This is a genomic window from Solitalea canadensis DSM 3403 (assembly GCF_000242635.2).
GTDB lineage: Bacteria > Bacteroidota > Bacteroidia > Sphingobacteriales > Sphingobacteriaceae > Solitalea > Solitalea canadensis.
This window is the reverse complement of record NC_017770.1, coordinates 5,129,082-5,144,002: the sequence shown is the minus strand read 5'-3', so window position 1 is coordinate 5,144,002 and position 14,921 is coordinate 5,129,082. Positions and strand designations below refer to the sequence as shown.

Annotated in this window: 16 protein-coding genes; 7 read left to right on the top strand and 9 right to left on the bottom strand. The window is 36.8% G+C overall.

Annotated elements, in window-relative coordinates:
* Positions 1 to 87: 87 nt before the first annotated feature.
* The 5 genes from SOLCA_RS21745 to cls all read right to left on the bottom strand — a co-directional run bounded on the left by SOLCA_RS21745 (position 88) and on the right by cls (position 5,186).
* Positions 88 to 495, bottom strand: a complete 408-nt coding sequence (locus SOLCA_RS21745) for a tetratricopeptide repeat protein (protein ID WP_014682651.1) — start codon at positions 493 to 495, stop codon at positions 88 to 90.
* Between the two features lie 454 nt (positions 496 to 949).
* Positions 950 to 2,278: an adenosylhomocysteinase gene (ahcY, locus tag SOLCA_RS21740; RefSeq protein ID WP_014682650.1), complete on the bottom strand. Its 1,329-nt coding sequence runs from the start codon at positions 2,276 to 2,278 to the stop codon at positions 950 to 952.
* A gap of 91 nt (positions 2,279 to 2,369) precedes the next feature.
* The gene (locus tag SOLCA_RS21735; protein ID WP_014682649.1) at positions 2,370 to 3,287 is read right to left on the bottom strand and encodes an NAD(P)/FAD-dependent oxidoreductase; all 918 of its coding nucleotides are present in this window, start codon (positions 3,285 to 3,287) and stop codon (positions 2,370 to 2,372) included.
* Between the two features lie 51 nt (positions 3,288 to 3,338).
* Positions 3,339 to 3,692: a nuclear transport factor 2 family protein gene (locus SOLCA_RS21730; protein WP_014682648.1), complete on the bottom strand. Its 354-nt coding sequence runs from the start codon at positions 3,690 to 3,692 to the stop codon at positions 3,339 to 3,341.
* 12 nt (positions 3,693 to 3,704) lie between these two features.
* Positions 3,705 to 5,186 carry a cardiolipin synthase gene (gene cls, locus SOLCA_RS21725; RefSeq protein WP_157604630.1) on the bottom strand — a complete coding sequence of 494 codons (1,482 nt, stop codon included), beginning with the start codon at positions 5,184 to 5,186 and terminating at the stop codon, positions 3,705 to 3,707.
* A 182-nt stretch (positions 5,187 to 5,368) separates the two neighbouring features.
* Between cls and SOLCA_RS21720 the strand changes: the two genes are divergently transcribed.
* From SOLCA_RS21720 to SOLCA_RS21710, 3 genes are all read left to right on the top strand, one after another.
* Positions 5,369 to 5,779, top strand: coding sequence for a BrxA/BrxB family bacilliredoxin (locus tag SOLCA_RS21720; RefSeq protein WP_014682646.1), 411 nt, complete (start codon positions 5,369 to 5,371; stop codon positions 5,777 to 5,779).
* A gap of 121 nt (positions 5,780 to 5,900) precedes the next feature.
* Positions 5,901 to 6,569: a FadR/GntR family transcriptional regulator gene (locus SOLCA_RS21715; protein WP_014682645.1), complete on the top strand. Its 669-nt coding sequence runs from the start codon at positions 5,901 to 5,903 to the stop codon at positions 6,567 to 6,569.
* 29 nt (positions 6,570 to 6,598) lie between these two features.
* Complete coding sequence (locus SOLCA_RS21710; RefSeq protein WP_014682644.1) at positions 6,599 to 7,831, top strand: MFS transporter; 1,233 nt, start codon at positions 6,599 to 6,601, stop codon at positions 7,829 to 7,831.
* A gap of 77 nt (positions 7,832 to 7,908) precedes the next feature.
* On the opposite strand, the gene SOLCA_RS21705 is transcribed toward SOLCA_RS21710, so the two are convergent.
* The 3 genes from SOLCA_RS21705 to folP form a co-directional block, all read right to left on the bottom strand.
* Positions 7,909 to 9,426 carry a carbon-nitrogen hydrolase family protein gene (locus SOLCA_RS21705; RefSeq protein ID WP_014682643.1) on the bottom strand — a complete coding sequence of 506 codons (1,518 nt, stop codon included), beginning with the start codon at positions 9,424 to 9,426 and terminating at the stop codon, positions 7,909 to 7,911.
* 87 nt (positions 9,427 to 9,513) lie between these two features.
* The gene (cdaA, locus tag SOLCA_RS21700) at positions 9,514 to 10,311 is read right to left on the bottom strand and encodes a diadenylate cyclase CdaA (protein ID WP_014682642.1); all 798 of its coding nucleotides are present in this window, start codon (positions 10,309 to 10,311) and stop codon (positions 9,514 to 9,516) included.
* 32 nt (positions 10,312 to 10,343) lie between these two features.
* The gene (gene folP / locus SOLCA_RS21695) at positions 10,344 to 11,210 is read right to left on the bottom strand and encodes a dihydropteroate synthase (protein WP_014682641.1); all 867 of its coding nucleotides are present in this window, start codon (positions 11,208 to 11,210) and stop codon (positions 10,344 to 10,346) included.
* A gap of 135 nt (positions 11,211 to 11,345) precedes the next feature.
* On the opposite strand from folP, the gene SOLCA_RS22620 reads away from it, so the two are divergent.
* The 4 genes from SOLCA_RS22620 to SOLCA_RS21675 all read left to right on the top strand — a co-directional run bounded on the left by SOLCA_RS22620 (position 11,346) and on the right by SOLCA_RS21675 (position 14,300).
* On the top strand, positions 11,346 to 12,014 hold the full coding sequence (locus tag SOLCA_RS22620) for a hypothetical protein (protein ID WP_014682640.1): 669 nt from the start codon (positions 11,346 to 11,348) through the stop codon (positions 12,012 to 12,014).
* Positions 12,015 to 12,167: 153 nt separating this feature from the next.
* Positions 12,168 to 12,428 carry an energy transducer TonB gene (locus SOLCA_RS21685; RefSeq protein WP_014682638.1) on the top strand — a complete coding sequence of 87 codons (261 nt, stop codon included), beginning with the start codon at positions 12,168 to 12,170 and terminating at the stop codon, positions 12,426 to 12,428.
* 74 nt (positions 12,429 to 12,502) lie between these two features.
* Positions 12,503 to 13,051: a DUF1599 domain-containing protein gene (locus SOLCA_RS21680; protein ID WP_042481885.1), complete on the top strand. Its 549-nt coding sequence runs from the start codon at positions 12,503 to 12,505 to the stop codon at positions 13,049 to 13,051.
* A 106-nt stretch (positions 13,052 to 13,157) separates the two neighbouring features.
* Positions 13,158 to 14,300: a BT_3928 family protein gene (locus SOLCA_RS21675; RefSeq protein WP_014682636.1), complete on the top strand. Its 1,143-nt coding sequence runs from the start codon at positions 13,158 to 13,160 to the stop codon at positions 14,298 to 14,300.
* Between the two features lie 106 nt (positions 14,301 to 14,406).
* On the opposite strand, the gene SOLCA_RS21670 is transcribed toward SOLCA_RS21675, so the two are convergent.
* Positions 14,407 to 14,910, bottom strand: coding sequence for a molybdopterin-dependent oxidoreductase (locus tag SOLCA_RS21670; RefSeq protein WP_014682635.1), 504 nt, complete (start codon positions 14,908 to 14,910; stop codon positions 14,407 to 14,409).
* Positions 14,911 to 14,921 lie beyond the last annotated feature (11 nt).

Here is a 14,921-nt window from a genome sequence, read left to right as displayed (position 1 = left end):
AATAGAGAAGCCCAAAGGCAATGCCTGAGGGCTTTCTTGCTTACTACAATTAATGAATCTATTGCGAATAAAATCTATATTTTACAGTTAGGCAATTTGAGTTTTGCTCATCAGAAAGGAGAAATATTGCTCATTTCCCTTTATTATACAACCACCAGACATGTTAAATGCTAGAAAAAGATAGTCTTCGGCTTTATTAATAATACCAATGGAGTAATAGCACTTACCGATATTCAGAAACAATGAAGGATTAATTGAGCTGCCAAATAAATCCAACGCTTCCTTATAATAAACTAAACTTTTCTCGAAATCATTTCTATCAAAGTAGTGATCTCCCAGCATTTCGTTTACGATAGCCATATTGATATTAGCCTCGTCGTCTGCTTTTTGTATGGCATTTTCACATTCTATTTCAAGATTTAATGCGTTAATGCATTCCGGAAGGTAAACACCATTATTTTCTGGCGTTAGAGTTCTAAGTACAACTAATGTCATAGATGTTGTTTGGATATATACCAAAGTAAACACATCAATTCTCAACTACTATTCGAAAAAAACATTTTTCAACCGAATTCGTTTATTCCTTCACTTCGACTATAAATAACAAAGGACAGCTTATTCAAAACTGCCCATTGCCGATTTATACTATGAAAAGAAGTAGAATTTTGAAACCTTCATCTGTTAAATCTATTTTTTGTTGTTTTAGAGAGTAAGTAAATTTAAACAGAAGGCTAACAGATGAAGCTTTAGTGTTTTATGATCTACAATGCAAAGGAACACCCTATTTTAATTATCTTCTATTCGAGAAACACATATAACTATTCAATTCGATCTTTTTTCATTTTATCAAAACGCCCGGAATACTAAAGTTCTTTGGCAAAGTTATGGGCAAAAAAAATCCGTCCCGACTGAGCCGGGACGGATCTATATTTATGATTAGTTTTTCTTCTTAGTAACGGTAAGCCTCTGGTTTAAATGGACCAGATACTTCAACACCGATATAAGCAGCCTGTTCAGCTGTTAGTTCATCTAATACAACACCAATTTTAGCTAAATGTAAACGCGCTACTTTTTCATCCAAATGTTTAGGCAAAGTATATACCTTGTTTTCGTATTTATCTGCCTGTAACCATAACTCTAATTGAGCTAATGTTTGGTTAGTAAACGAGTTTGACATTACAAACGAAGGGTGTCCGGTAGCACAACCTAAGTTTACTAAACGGCCTTCGGCCAACACTATAACATCATTACCATCGATAGTATATTTATCTACCTGAGGTTTGATTTCAATTTTAGTGTTGCCATAGTTTTTATTTAACCAAGCCATATCAATTTCATTATCAAAGTGACCAATGTTACATACAATGGCTTTGTCTTTTAATGATTTGAAATGCTCACCAGTTACAATATTAAAGTTACCAGTCGCAGTTACCACGATATCCGCTTCCTTAACAGCATCTTTCATTTTCTTAACCTCGTAGCCTTCCATTGCTGCTTGTAATGCACAAATAGGATCGATTTCGGTTACGATTACACGAACACCCGCAGAGCTTAAAGATTCGGCAGAACCTTTACCCACATCGCCGTAACCAGCTACAACAGCTACTTTACCAGCCAACATTACATCAGTAGCGCGACGGATCGCATCTACTAATGATTCGCGACAACCATATTTATTGTCAAATTTAGACTTGGTTACTGAATCATTAACGTTGATTGCTGGCATGTATAAAGTTCCGTTTTTCATGCGCTCATGTAAACGGTGAACTCCGGTAGTAGTTTCTTCTGAAAGACCTTTAATGTTAGGAATCAATTCAGGATAAACGTCAAATACCATATTGGTTAAATCACCACCATCATCAAGGATCATATTTAACGGCTTATCTTCCGAACCGAAGAATAACGTTTGTTCGATACACCAGTCAAATTCCTGAGCATTCATCCCTTTCCAGGCAAATACAGGAACACCAGCAGCAGCAATTGCAGCAGCAGCATGATCTTGCGTTGAGAAGATGTTACATGAACTCCAACGAACTTCAGCTCCTAAATGAACCAATGTTTCAATTAAAACTGCTGTTTGAATGGTCATGTGCAAACAACCTGCAACACGAGCACCTTTCAAAGGTTTTGAATCACCATACTCTGAACGAAGTGCCATTAAACCCGGCATTTCAGCTTCTGCTAATTCAATTTCTTTACGGCCCCATTCTGCCAGCGACATATCTTTTACCTTATAAGGCAAACTAAAATCGATCTTTGATTTACTGATAGTTGACATACTACTATAAATTTTTTGCAAAGTTACGCATAAGTGAGATAAAAATGGAATACAAGCTCACTGTGTCGGCTTAATTCATTTAGCTGCAATGTTAGTTCCTCCAAAAATACTCGTCTATCAATTCTTTATTAACAAGCGCCCCTGCTTTGTTTCCTGCGGCAACTGCTGAAGAAACTGATCGAAATAAAGAAGCACAATCCCCTGCTGCATACACACCTGCTACTGTGGTTCGTTGAAAATCATCAACTTTTATTAATCCGCTTTCAGTTAATTCACAAGATAGTTGCTGTGGAAGAGTGTCATGCTGACTTATTTTAGGTCGTGCAAAAATGGCAACCGTTTCATGTGAAGAATTATCAGAGAATACGATATCCTTAACATAGCCATTTTCATGGGTGATTTCCTTAATTTCTTTTTCAATAACCAGGATCGCCAACTCCTGAAGTTTCAATGCCTGATCCTCACTTAATGTAGATGAGCCATTAGTGATCAGCGTTAGCTTTGGAGACCAATTACTTATTAGCTTTACCATTTCGAAAGCGTCGCTACCATTTGAAATGATAGCAATCTTTTCGTGGCGAACTTCATAACCATGGCAATAAGGGCAATGTAACACCGATATTCCCCAACAATCGGAAAAGCCTGGAATCGCAGGAAAATCATCCTTCATTCCGGTTGCAAAAATAAGTTTAGCCCCTTGATAAAACCCTCCCGACTGCGTTCTAATAGTAAAATCGTTATTTTCTCCTTCAACCTGTAGCACATGGTCGGTTATGCAATTTACTGTCGGATAGTTTAGCACTTGCACCTTCGCTTTCTTGGAGATGTTAGCTGGAGTTTCTCCATCGTGAGTAATGAAATTGTGAGAGTGAGGTGTCTGTCGGTTGCAGGGCTTTCCACCATCAATTATTAATACTTTTCTTAAGGATCTGCCTAAGGCCATAGCGGCCGATAAGCCCGCATAACTTCCTCCTATAATAATAACATCAAATTTTCCTTCATTTTTCATAAAGCAAAAATAAACAAGATTTTATTAATGCAACAATATTGCATTAATATTTTAATCGGTGCCCAAACTATACAACTTTAGAAAAGACAGTTTATCCCAATATCCGCGTTGAAACCTGATTTTATCATCTACGACAAAGAAAAAACCACATCCCCGCAAACCCAAAGGATCTTTCCATTCTAAAATAGCCCACTCACCATCCTCAAATATATTCTCAACATTACAAACCATCTTGGCTCTTCCAAACTCCTCATTAAACATTTTTCGAATTGATTCCTTTCCGACAATCGGCTCATTAGCAACCTGATGATTTATTGCATTATCTGCATATAGACTTAAAAGGGTATTCACATCTGCATCATTAAATGCTCGCACCCATTTTTCAACTATTTCTTTAGGTTTCATAATCAACAACTTTTATAATACAGGTGAGAGCAATCTGCATAACGATTCATAAAAATGTTTTAATCGACGGCGCTTTTGCCAATAAGCGGTAGTTATTTCTTTGCTATGTGAAAGGTCTTCAATAAATGCCATTTTTAATTGATGATTGATCTGCTCATCAAATACAATGGCATTGACTTCAAAATTGAGATCAAAACTTCTGATATCCATATTGGCTGTTCCTACCATAGAGATCAAATCATCTATAACCATAGTTTTGGCATGCACAAACCCTTTCTGATAACGAAAAACACGAACTCCGCATTCCAATAATTCTTCATAATAGGATTGAGATGCCGCATTTACAAAGCGTGAATCAGAAATTCCGGGAACCAGCAATCGTACATCCAGCTTACTTAAGGCCGCATTTTTTAAGGCATTCACAATACTTTCATTTGGAATAAAATAAGGTGTTGTAATGTAAATGCAAGATTTCGCCTGGTTTATTGCAGAAAGATAGCTTAACATTATACTTGCGCGATCTGAATCGGGACCGCTCACTGCAATCTGCACCATCTGCTCTGCAGAAGCTTTATAATTGGGAAAGTATACTGATTTAAAGAATAAATCTTCGCCGCTGCAAAAACTCCAGTTCAACGCAAAAACTAATTGCAACTCGGTTACTGCATCACCTTTTATTTTAAGGTGCGTATCACGCCAGAATAATTTATTATTAGTTCCGTTATTCTGGTATTTATCCGAAATATTGATCCCTCCCACAAAACCCACGCGTCCATCAATAACTGCTATTTTTCGGTGATCACGATAGTTTTGTCTATTCGACAAAAACGGAATGTGTATTTTATAAAAAGGAATGGCTTTTATTCCTGCATTTGTTATGCGTTTTAAAAACTTACGACTGAGTGAACAACCAAAATCGTCGTAGATAAATCGAATCTCTATGCCTTCAGAAGCTTTTCGTTCCAAAATCGCGAAAAGCTTATCCACAATGAGGCCTTCTTCAACAATATAATATTCTAAGTGAATATGATGCCTGGCTTCCTCCAGCGACCGGAAAAGCGCATCAAACTTTTCGTCACCATTAATTAATAACGAAACCTTGTTATTACTTGTAAGTGGCAACCGGCCATCATAGGTTAACAAACGGACCAATCGTTCATAATGCTGTAACTCGTTTGCATTTTCCCGAAGATTATCTTCCGATAGCTTATACACGTAATTATTGATCTGCTTTTGAAGTTTCTTATCCTCACGGGCTTTTAACCTATAGAGTTTTTTCTTACGGTAATTCTCTCCAAAAGCATAGTAAATAAGGATACCAATGTAGGGGAGCAAAAAGAACAGCAGCAAATAGGCAAGCGTTTTTGAAGGATTTCTATTCTCAGAAATTACTAAAACGGAAACAAAAAAAGCAGCAAGGTAAGCAATACCCAGTATAAACGTAGCAATGGAGAATTCATCAGAAAAAACAAACAGTAAATCCAGATAGAACATAAGGCATATGAAATAATATGCCAAAATCAGCATTAGAAAATTAAGAACAAAACGTTCGTTAAGGGAATAGAATCAATCAACTAATGATGTCTACCTTTCACTTATCTAAACATTTAACAAAACAATTGTTTAAAGTTTGGGTTATTACTTATAATTTTGCAAACTAATCAGACAAATAAATTATGTACCCAGAATACATGGTTGCGCCAATGCGCGAAGAATTAACAAATGATGGCTTTGATCAGTTGATGACTGCTGAAGACGTTGAAAAAGCGATCACTTCTGAAGGAACTGTTTTCGTTGTTGTAAATTCAGTATGTGGCTGCGCGGCTGCTAATGCTCGTCCGGCTGCACGTTTAGCTGTTAAGAATGAAAAAAAACCAACTAAAATTGTTACTGTTTTTGCTGGAATGGAAAAAGAAGCTGTAGATAAAGCTCGTTCATATATGTTGCCTTATCCACCATCTTCACCATCAATGGCTTTATTTAAAGATGGTAAATTAGTACACATGATTGAGCGTCATCATATTGAAGGTCGTCCGGCTCAAATGATTGCCGACAGCCTGATTGGGGCTTTCGAACAATATTGTTAATTGAAAATCAATTAATACTAAAGCTGCTCCTAACCGGGCAGCTTTTTTTGTATCCTCAACTTAAACATTATTTTGTTTTTCAGAATAATTTTTACTTATCTTTGAAACATCAGATGATACGATGAATAACCTAGCTATTATTAAACGTAAAAGTTTAGCGGATGAAGTTGCCGACAGGATCAAAGAAATGATTACGTCGGGAAACTATACTATTGGCGATAAACTTCCAACAGAACCTGAACTTATGCAGCAATTTGGCGTTGGGCGATCATCTATCAGAGAGGCAATGAAAATTCTTTCAAACAATGGCTTTACCCGAGTACAACAAGGCACCGGAACCTTTGTCACGTCACTTATTGGTAATGCCGAAATGCTTTCCAATTGCTTAAATAAAGCCCGATATGAAGAATTAAATGAAGTCAGATTCTTTCTTGAAGAAAAAATAGTAGATAAGGCTGTTTTGCAACGTACAGATGCCAATATTGAAAAAATGAGGCATTTTCTTGAACTCCGAAAAAAATATGCAGCTGAGCAAAATATTGTTGACACCATACAGGCTGACATTGATTTTCATACTACCATTGCAGAAGCTGCAGGAAATACCATCATGCTTGAACTATACCAAACTGTAGCTCAGCATATAAAATCTGCATTCAGCCAAATTCATAAGGATACAACTGCCTTTATTGAATCCCAGACAGTTCATGAAGCTTTATTACAAGCTATTATTGATAAAAATGCTACAAAAGCTGTTTTATTAGCTGCCGGAATTTCACAACAAAAAAAATGATTTTTTAAACTAAACAAACATCAGATGATATGACCACACAGGAAGCCACACTGGAAGAAACACCGATAGACATCGCCAAATCAACCGCTGAGAAAACGGTTTATTCTATTTTATTGGCATTAAGTTTTTCTCATTTATTGAATGACACCCTTCAGTCATTAATTCCGGCTATTTACCCTTTGGTAAAAGATTCATTGAAATTAAACTTTTCACAGATCGGATTAATCACGCTTACCTTTCAGCTCTCTGCGTCAATTCTTCAACCTTTAGTTGGTATTTTTACAGATAAACGACCTCAACCCTATTCTCTGGCCATTGGTATGACTTTCACATTGGCTGGTTTAATTAGCCTGGCGTTTGCGCATCATTTTGCCATCGTACTTCTTTCAGTTGCGTTAGTCGGAGTAGGTTCATCTATTTTTCACCCTGAAGCTTCTCGCTTGGCACATATGGCAGCGGGTGGAAAACATGGCATGGCTCAATCATTATTTCAGGTTGGTGGAAACGCCGGCAGTGCATTAGGTCCTCTATTGGCGGCTGCTATCATTGTTCCCTTTGGACAATTTAATATTATCTGGTTCTCCTTGGCTGCATTATTGGCCATTATTGTGATGCTTAATATCAGCAAATGGTATAAGGCGAACGTGTACCGTATGAAAGCGAAAAAGAAAGTGCAACACTTGGTTACAGAAAAACTACCAACATCAAAAGTTGTATTTTCTATTTGCATCTTACTGGTACTCATTTTCTCGAAGTATTTTTATATGGCGAGTATGACCAGTTACTACACTTTTTACCTGATGGATAAGTTCCATATTTCGGTACAGAGTTCACAAGTGTACCTGTTCATTTTCTTATTTTCCGTTGCATTAGGAACATTTATGGGAGGTCCGGTGGGTGATCGTATCGGTCGTAAATATGTTATCTGGATTTCCATTTTAGGAGTAGCTCCATTCTCATTATTACTTCCTCATGTTAACCTATTCTGGACAGGTGTATTAAGTGTTTTCATAGGCATCATCTTATCGTCTGCATTTTCCGCAATTTTGGTTTATGCACAGGAATTAATTCCTGGTAAAGTTGGAATGGTTGCAGGGTTGTTCTTCGGTTTTGCATTCGGAATGGGCGGAATCGGGTCTGCTTTATTAGGAAAATTAGCCGATCAAACTAGCATTCAATATGTTTATCATGTTTGTGCTTATTTACCATTGATAGGTTTATTAACCGCATTTTTACCTAATCTAAAGAAAGTAAAGGCCTAAAAAAATATTCACACAAAGCCGCTAAGTCGCAAAGCTTTAAAACAATTCTTTGCAACTTAGCGGCTTTGCGTGCCTTTTCACTTCCACTTTAAATCATACAAATCCTTCCGCCGGTCTTTCAGATTTCTGACGGAACCATAATAATGTAATTCATTTAGGAGCGTTAAATCAAGGTCTGCGACGACCACAGTTTCTGTATTCGGAGTGGCTTCCGCCTGAATTGCATTGACTGGAAATGCAAAGTCGGAAGGAGTAAAAATTGCCGACTGAGCAAATTGCAAATCCATGTTATTTACTTTGGGAAGATTACCCACATTCCCAGCTATGGCAACAAAACACTCGTTCTCAATCGCACGTGCCTGTGCACATATCCGAACTCTGTTGTAAGCATTTTGTGTATCAGTTAAAAATGGAACGAACAAGATCTGCATACCCTCTTCTGCTAATAATCTCGGTAATTCCGGGAATTCCACATCGTAACAAATTAACATTCCGATCTTACATACATCTGTTTGAATGACATGTAGCTGGTCTCCTCCGCTAATCGCCCATTCACTAACTTCCGCCGGCGTTGGATGAATTTTATAATAACTATCGATCGCTCCTGTTCGCTGAAGACAATAGGCCGCGTTATAAAGTTTTCCATCCGCATCAAACTTTGGCATACTTCCCGCGATAATATTTACATTATAAGTTACAGCAAGTTTCGAAAGTCTTTCTACCAGTTGATCCGTATATCCGGCTAAGCTTCTGATCGCTTCATGGGTTGTCTGGTCATTGAACTTACCCATCAGGGGAGCATTGAACAATTCCGGAAACAGCACAAAATCCGAATGATAATCGCTCACTGCATCTATAAAGTACTCCATGTGCTCAAGCAGGTCTTCTACCTTACTATACGGGCGCATTTGCCATTGTACAATGCCAATCCGTATATAATCTCTTCGCAATAGCATTTGTTGATCCGGTTCATAAAATGCATTGTTCCAGATCAACAAGGTAGCATACCCCATCGATTCATTATCATTGGGCAAGTAATTCTTGATCAATTTCTTAACCCTAAAATCATTGGACAACTGAAAGCTTAGTGTTGGATCGTGAATTTCGTTTTGCTTAACTTTTTCGATGTATTGTTTAGGAGTTAATTCATTAGCAAATTCATGATAACGTGGAATCCTACCTCCTGCAATAATTCCCTCCAGGTTTAAACTTTCACACAAAAATTTGCGCGCTTCATATAAGCGTCGGGCGAGCCGTAAACCTCTGAAATCAGGATGAATGAACAATTCGATTCCATACAAGGTATCTCCGGCAGAATCATGAGTATTGAATGTATAATTTCCGGTGATTTTTTTGTAAGTATGATTATCACCAAACTTTTCATAGGGAACAATGATTGAAAGTGCACAACCAACCACCTGATCATTAAGGGTTACACAAATCTGTCCCTCCGGAAATTTGCTAATTAACCGATCAATGTCTTTCTTCGACCAATATTCTCCTCCTATCGACTCATACACTGTGACCATTGAACTTTTTAACTGTTCATAGTCTTCAATCGTAAGATTGCGTACTTCAATATTCGTTTGCTCCATAGATACTCATTCTTTCTATTAAGCTACGAAAAAAGCTGAAAATGAGAGTATAAAAACAATGACAGCTATGATTAGCTGCCATTGTTTTTATATTAAATCTTTCCGCAAATAACGCTCAAGGTCCGACAGCGTTATGGGCGCCTTAATTTTCCCTTGTCGCGCATAGGCAAGATGCCCGGTTTCTTCAGATACTACTAACGCCGCCACATCTGCTACTTCGGAAATTCCAAGAGCAGCACGGTGACGCAATCCCATATAGGGAGGTAAATCCTGATTATCTGTTAATGGTAAAATACAAGCCGCTGACATTATTTTACCTTCCGAGATAATAACAGCCCCATCATGTAACGGGCTGTATTTATTAAATATTGATTCGAGTAATCGTTTTGAAACAACGGCCTGAATTTCTTCACCGTTTTTATAAAAGTGTTCTTCTTCCGGATTCTTGGCAAAAATAATCAATGCACCTGTTTGCGATTCTTGCATCACTTTACATGCGTCCAAAATCGGTTTGATTTGAGCATGCTCCATTTCTTTTCGCACGGTTTTATTGCGGACAAAGAACCGGTACCAATATTCGTTTCTGTAAAGCTTGAAGTTTTTGCCCACCATCAACAGGAACTTCCTTATTTCTGGCTGAAAAACGATTATTAATGCAATAACACCTACCTGAAAAAACCCATTAAATAAGGTACTAAGCAAACGCATATCTAATGCTTTTACGATCAGGTAAAAGATGTAGATAAGCAAATATCCAATTAGGATATTAATAGCAATTGTTCCACGAAGCAAACTGTAGAAAAGGTAGATCAGTATTGCTACCAACAAAATATCAACGAGATCGAATATGCCGAAATTTGAAAAGACAAGGTCGAATGATTTCATTTTTTATTCAGTTTCGGAGAAAGATACAAGAATTACCCATTCTGTGTATCTTCTAACATTTTATAAATTTTCACCACTTGAATCGCTTCCCTTACATCATGTACGCGCAAAATACGCGCACCCTGCTGTAATGATATCATATTTAGCACAGAAGTGCCATTTAATGCTGACTGCGGATCGATATCCAGTAATTTGTAGATCATCGACTTGCGAGATATTCCCGACAAAATGGGGAGGTCGAAAATCTTCAACTCATTCAGGTGCGACATTAGTTGATAATTTTGCTCAAGGGTTTTAGCAAAGCCAAAGCCTGGGTCCAAAATGACATCATGAACTCCCAAGGTTCTCAATTGATGAACTTTCTCTGCAAAATACTTAATAATATCGCTTACCAGATCATCGTATTGAGTTAACTTTTGCATTGTATCCGGAGTTCCGCGCATGTGCATCAAAATGTAAGGAACTTGCAGCTTAGCTGCAGTCTCAAACATTTGAGGATCCAACTCTCCTCCCGAAATATCATTAATGATTGCCGCCCCTTCATGAATCGCAACTCTTGCAACCTCTGCACGAAAAGTATCTATTGAAATAATAGTATTGGGAAACCGATGAAGAATTTCTTTAAGGACAGGCTTTATCCGTTCAATCTCTTCCTGTTCAGATACATCAGCTGCTCCTGGTCGAGATGAATAAGCTCCTAAATCAATTAAATCGGCACCGTCTGACAATAATTGTTCACAATGTTTTATCGCTTCATCCAGTAAATTATGCTGCCCACCATCGAAAAATGAATCAGGTGTAATATTTAAAATACCCATCACCTTAGGTTCCGACAGGTCTAACAATTCACCTTTACAGTTAATGGTTGTTCGCTTAGAAAAAAATGTAGTTGCATTCATTTTTAATTTATTAAACCTCCTAATTATTACTCACGAAATAACTGAAGGCACTTTCATGGCTGAAATTCGCCTAAATTAAAGAAAGCATTTGACATCAACTTTTAAAATAACATATATTGCAATAACAATTTTGCTATGGAACATTTAACCTATTCTTTAAAAATACCCGATCATTTAAAATTTGAGGATATAATTGATAACAAAAATAAAGGAGCTCGATTTGTTTTCTTTGAGTGCATTTTTCCCAGACCATTTTTCAGGCCTGCCGTTAGAATATCCAAAATTTATTACTTGCAACCCGGCGAAATGGCAGTAAAGTTTAGTAGAAAATATAATGTGGTTAATTTACTGATTGGATGGTGGGGATTACCTTTTGGACCAGAATATACTTATAGAGCCATAAAATCCAATCTAGAAGGGATTGATATAACGGACGATATTTATGCTAATATTACAGAAGAAAGTTTTCAAAAGAAGAAAGTAACCATAACAAAAATTGAAAACATTTTCATGCATCCGGATAAAGACAGTGCAAAGGAAATGACAAAATGTTTCAAGAAGTTTATTGCTCAAAATGGCACTTTTAAAGACATCCCGATTTTTGCTTTATATACCGATACTGAAACTCCTTACTTTGTAATAGGCTTAAACACAATTGATATTGGAAAAGCTGAAGAATTAAGAAAACTAATCTATAAGTATTTCTATAAAGAGAACAGATTTGATCTTATCGATATTAATGACGAAACCGAATTCTCAGAAAAGCTAAAAAAACAAGGACTGCATATTAATTGTCAACACTAAAAAACGATGAGAGCATTTTTTTCTTTAATATTTTGCATGCTTAGTATCCATACATTTGGACAAACATCATCAAAATGCGTTGGCGACACAGATTCTCTTACCGGAAAGAAAGTTGTTTTTTTTGCAGAAATTCAACCTTAACCTGAGGGTGGAATGGAGCGTATTGGGTTGGTTATGAGAAATATCCGGATGGAACCAACTGCTAATAGATTACAAAGTCGTGTAACAATTGGCTTTATTGTTAATTCGGATGGACGCATCATTGGGCAACGGGTTATCAAAAATATCGATGGGAGCACTATAGCAAAACAAATGCTTGTTGCAATCAGTAAAATCAAATGGAAACCAGGCTATTGTAACAAAAATCCTGTTCCTGTATACTTAACAATTCATTTTAACCTTCGATTAGATTGATTGGATATTCCATACAGTAAATTTCAAAAAATGTACTTTTGTGAATCTTAATAAAGGATAAAACTATTTTGAACTTGCAAACCAACACAGATACTCAATACGATTCGGTAATAAACAATTGTAAACAATTGTTTTTCAAGAAAGCAAAAGATTATGGGACTGCCTGGCGCATCCTTCGTTCTGAATCTATCACTGATCAAATATTTATTAAAGCGCAACGGATTCGTACGCTTGAAGAGAAAAAAGTAAGTAAGGTCGACGAAGGAGTTATTCCGGAATATATCGGCATTATCAATTATTGCATAATTGCCTTAATTCAACTCGAACTAACGGAAAACGATCCGATTGAGTTGCCTTTTGCAGATGTAGAACGCTTATACAATGCCAAAATCAACGAAACCAAGGCGTTGATGGAAAACAAAAACCACGATTACGGAGAAGCCTGGAGAGATATGAGAATAAGTTCATTAACAGATCTTATCCTCATGAAAATTTTCAGGGTTAAACAAATTGAAGATAATAAAGGTTTAACAATAGTTTCTGAAGGTGTTGAGGCTAATTACCAAGACATGATCAATTATTCGGTTTTTGCACTCATCCGACTGGGAATCGCTGACGCATAACCATTCTTAACAATAGTAATACAAAGAAACTTTTAGGCTTTTATAATCGTTAAAAATTTAACTAATAACTTAATCTTCTTCCCAACAGCGAAGAGGAATCTAAACCATGAAGTATATTGTTAATATTTGCCGGATACTTGTCGGCTTGTTGTTTATTTTTTCAGGATTAGTAAAACAAAATGATCCGTTAGGTTTTTCCTACAAACTTGAAGAGTATTTTGAAGTTTTTCACCTTACATTTCTAAACTCGTTTGCAGTTGCCATTGCTATTTTCTTATGTGCCCTTGAAATAATAATGGGTATCGCCTTATTATTTGGCGCAAAAATTAAGCAAACCGCATGGGGATTATTATTACTGATTGTTTTCTTTAGCTTTTTAACGTTTTATTCCGCTTATTTCGATGTGGTAAAAACATGTGGTTGCTTTGGTGATGCAATTCCGCTGACTCCTTGGCAATCGTTCTCCAAAGACATGATTTTATTGGCTTTGATACTGGTGATCTTTTTTAACACCGATAAAATCAAACCAGTTTTTGGCACCAAAGGCTCTTGGGTTACCATTGCTATTGCTACCATATTCAGTTTCGGAATTGGCATTTATACCTTGAGAAACCTACCATTCATTGATTTCTTACCTTATAAAGTAGGGAACAACCTACCTTCGTTAATGACAATACCAGAAGGTGCTGAACCTGATGTTTTCAAGATCATGTACACACTGAAAAACAAAACGACGGGTGAGATTAAAGAACTGGATGATAAAGCCTACATCTCGACAAAAATCTATGAAGATAAAAACTGGGAGTTTGTAAAAGCATCTGATCCGATTTTAGTAAAAGCAGGCTATCAGGTTCCAGTCCGTGATTTAAAAATTAATGATGAAGACGGTAATGATGTGACTTCTGTAGTTTTGGAAGATCCGGAGTACTCATTTTGGATTATCGAGTATGATTTAACGAAAGCCAACAAAGGGACTCAGGAATACTTTAATAAACTTACACTGATGACCGAAAAATACCACGCACGTACTGTAGGTATTACTTCTGCTACTCCTCTTGATGCAGAGAATTTCCGTCATGAAAACAACATTTATTATGAGTTTTTCTACTCAGATGCAATACCATTAAAATCAATGGTGCGTGCCAATCCAGGTGTTCTATTATTAAAAAACGGAACAGTTATTAATAAATGGCATTATAGAAACTTACCAAGTGTAGCAGAATTGGAAGCTGCTTACTTTAAGAAATAAGATATCAAACAAGCCGTGAAGGCGCTAAGAATCCCTCTTAGCGCCTTCGTTGTTTTTACAATAAAGAATAATAAAACTCTTAGCGCCTTCGCGACTTCGCGGTAATTTAATCAGCAAACTTCACTTTTATTGAAGTTACTTGTCTCACGTTTCGAGAGCCTCTCCCTTCGCCATCAATAATAATATGAAACGGACCTTCATCTGATGGCAGTAGACTTCCATCTTTTTTAATTGCTAAAATGATCTTCCTTGAAACAAATTCAGGATCCGCTTCCGCAAGTGAAAACAACACCTGATAACCATCACTTGCTTCAATTAGCAAGTACTTCAGCAAATGTTCCCCTCTTAGCTCCTTTCCTAAAGCTACACCTGCAGTACTTAGTAGCTGAGATAGCTCAATACCGGAATAAATATGCTCAACCTGATTCTTATCCTTCTTCGTTACCTGCGTCAATTCCATCTTATTTATATCCTCAACTTTTAATTCAACAGGTGTTTTTACTTCCCCGCTAATTGTAACGGAAGCTTGTTTCGTTAAGCTCTGTCCATCTACTGCCAGTGGAAATACCTCTAACAGCATCAATAAAAAGAAATAATAGCTTATTCTCATAGTTAAGTGCT

Bases quoted from the DNA above. Each gene is read 5' to 3' on its own strand.
- SOLCA_RS21745 (WP_014682651.1), bottom strand. From the start codon at position 495: ATGACATTAGTTGTACTTAGAACTCTAACGCCAGAAAATAATGGTGTT.
- ahcY (WP_014682650.1), bottom strand. From the start codon at position 2,278: ATGTCAACTATCAGTAAATCAAAGATCGATTTTAGTTTGCCTTATAAG.
- SOLCA_RS21735 (WP_014682649.1), bottom strand. From the start codon at position 3,287: ATGAAAAATGAAGGAAAATTTGATGTTATTATTATAGGAGGAAGTTAT.
- SOLCA_RS21730 (WP_014682648.1), bottom strand. From the start codon at position 3,692: ATGAAACCTAAAGAAATAGTTGAAAAATGGGTGCGAGCATTTAATGAT.
- cls (WP_157604630.1), bottom strand. From the start codon at position 5,186: ATGTTCTATCTGGATTTACTGTTTGTTTTTTCTGATGAATTCTCCATT.
- SOLCA_RS21720 (WP_014682646.1), top strand. From the start codon at position 5,369: ATGTACCCAGAATACATGGTTGCGCCAATGCGCGAAGAATTAACAAAT.
- SOLCA_RS21715 (WP_014682645.1), top strand. From the start codon at position 5,901: ATGAATAACCTAGCTATTATTAAACGTAAAAGTTTAGCGGATGAAGTT.
- SOLCA_RS21710 (WP_014682644.1), top strand. From the start codon at position 6,599: ATGACCACACAGGAAGCCACACTGGAAGAAACACCGATAGACATCGCC.
- SOLCA_RS21705 (WP_014682643.1), bottom strand. From the start codon at position 9,426: ATGGAGCAAACGAATATTGAAGTACGCAATCTTACGATTGAAGACTAT.
- cdaA (WP_014682642.1), bottom strand. From the start codon at position 10,311: ATGAAATCATTCGACCTTGTCTTTTCAAATTTCGGCATATTCGATCTC.
- folP (WP_014682641.1), bottom strand. From the start codon at position 11,210: ATGAATGCAACTACATTTTTTTCTAAGCGAACAACCATTAACTGTAAA.
- SOLCA_RS22620 (WP_014682640.1), top strand. From the start codon at position 11,346: ATGGAACATTTAACCTATTCTTTAAAAATACCCGATCATTTAAAATTT.
- SOLCA_RS21685 (WP_014682638.1), top strand. From the start codon at position 12,168: ATGGAGCGTATTGGGTTGGTTATGAGAAATATCCGGATGGAACCAACT.
- SOLCA_RS21675 (WP_014682636.1), top strand. From the start codon at position 13,158: ATGAAGTATATTGTTAATATTTGCCGGATACTTGTCGGCTTGTTGTTT.
- SOLCA_RS21670 (WP_014682635.1), bottom strand. From the start codon at position 14,910: ATGAGAATAAGCTATTATTTCTTTTTATTGATGCTGTTAGAGGTATTT.